Source organism: Brevibacterium gallinarum (assembly GCF_014836885.1).
In the GTDB taxonomy this organism is placed as follows: domain Bacteria; phylum Actinomycetota; class Actinomycetes; order Actinomycetales; family Brevibacteriaceae; genus Brevibacterium; species Brevibacterium gallinarum.
The window spans coordinates 1-1,725 of the sequence record NZ_JACSPY010000029.1 but is presented as its reverse complement, the minus strand read 5'-3'; the positions used below and the strand labels follow the sequence as shown (position 1 = coordinate 1,725).

At 64.3% G+C, this 1,725-nt stretch carries 2 protein-coding genes; one reads left to right on the top strand and one right to left on the bottom strand.

What is annotated here, in order from left to right; translation table 11 throughout:
- Positions 1–214 precede the first annotated feature (214 nt).
- Entirely contained in the window at positions 215–934 is a 720-nt protein-coding gene (locus H9634_RS14325) for an SIR2 family NAD-dependent protein deacylase (RefSeq protein ID WP_191727478.1), read from the top strand.
- 9 nt (positions 935–943) lie between these two features.
- Here the strand turns inward: H9634_RS14325 and H9634_RS14320 are convergent, their stop codons facing one another.
- Entirely contained in the window at positions 944–1,633 is a 690-nt protein-coding gene (locus tag H9634_RS14320) for a GNAT family N-acetyltransferase (RefSeq protein ID WP_225211008.1), read from the bottom strand.
- Positions 1,634–1,725 lie beyond the last annotated feature (92 nt).

Genomic DNA, 1,725 nt, shown 5'->3' with positions numbered 1-1,725 from the left:
AACCCGGAAGCTAAGCCTGCCAGCGCTGATGGTACTGCACTCGACAGGGTGTGGGAGAGTAAGACACCGCCGCAATTATCTTTAAGCGAAGAGCCCTGACCATGGCGGTCGGGGCTCTTCGTCATTCAGAGCTTCATCGACTCAGAACTGAGTCAGGCAAACCGCTCACCGTTGCCCGGTTCAACCGATCACCGGTTGCGCATACGCTAAGGGCATGGATCAAATCACCTTTCTGACCGGCGCCGGGATCTCAACTGGAGCCGGCATCCCGGACTTCCGCGGGCCGGAGGGGATCTGGACGACGGATCCGGAAGCCGAGCTCACCTCGACCCTGTCGCACTACCTCGGCAGCGCCTCCATCCGGCAGAAGGCCTGGCAGTACCGGTCGCAGTCGCGCTTCTGGGAAGCGGCACCGACGAAAGCTCACACTGCGATCGCCGACTTCGAAAAGCGCACCGGCAGGGTGCGCGGCATCATCACACAGAACGTCGATGGCCTCCACCAGATGGCCGGCAGCTCTCCTGAGCTCGTGCATGAAGTCCACGGCAATGTGCGTACCTGGAGGTGTGAAGACTGCCAGGCACGCGGCCCGATGCAGGAGATGATCTCACGGGTGCGTGCCGGAGAGGTCGAACCGCGCTGCCCCGACTGCGGTGGGATCATCCGCGCCACGACGATCCTCTTCGGTGAGATGCTCGATTCAGACGTGCTCGAGGCGGCCATCGACGCTGCTGAGGACTGTGAGGTCATCGTCGCCGTCGGCACCAGCCTTAACGTCACTCCGGTCGCATCACTGTTCCCGCTGGCCATTGAGAACGGCGCTGTGGGGTACATCGTCAACGCCGAGCCGACGCCCTTCGACGCCTGGGCAGATGACGTCCTCGACGGAGACATCGAAGACGTGCTCCCGCCGTTGCTCGCCACGCTCGGCTGAAGCCTCAGCTCATTCCTCACGAGCTCGTGGAGCGGTGGGCAGCTGCAGGAACTCAGCGACCACCTCGGCGCCGGCCACGGTGACCTCATCGTCCGGGCGGATGAGGCGATCGGGGGTCAGCAGCATGCTGTACTCTCGCCCGACGTGGGTGCCGCTTGCCGAGACGTCGATGAGTGAGCCGTTGTCGACATAGCCGACCTTCTCAGAGACCCGCCGGCTTGAGCTGTTGCCTTCGAAGTAGGACGTCACGAGCTCGCGGGCGCCGAAGCGATCGAAGCACGTCACAGCGATGACCTGGCGCATCCGGGTGCCGATGCCACGTCCCTGATGCTTCCGGCTCAGCCATGATCCTGTGGCCACCGTGCGGCGTTCGGCGAAGGCGCGGGCGCCAGCGCTCTGCACACCGACAGCCTCGCCGTCGACGCGCACCGTGAGTTCGAGCGTCCACTTCTCAGGGCTGGTCGCAGCACGCGTGCGCCAGTGGAAGGTTGCCAGACTCCGGGCGACGTCCTCGGCCGTGCCCTGATCCCAGTCGACGATGAACGCGCCGGGATGTGTCTGCACCCCGCCGGCAGCAAGCGCTGCCAACTCGGGCAGGTCGGAGTCGCGTACGGGGGAGAGGGTCATGTTCCCGCACGTGATCGTCAGTGCGTAGGGAGGCCAGATCTCTTCAAGGGACATCACATCGGTGTGCGGCATGGAGTGAAGCCTAGCTGTACTTCCCGGTGAGGTTGTGAACGCGGTCTGCTGGTGAGAGTCCCCCAATCGCGGTGTGGGCTCGATGGTGATTG

Coding starts and splice junctions, on each gene's coding strand:
- H9634_RS14325 (WP_191727478.1), top strand. CDS start 215: ATGGATCAAATCACCTTTCTGACCGGCGCCGGGATCTCAACTGGAGCC.
- H9634_RS14320 (WP_225211008.1), bottom strand. CDS start 1,633: ATGCCGCACACCGATGTGATGTCCCTTGAAGAGATCTGGCCTCCCTAC.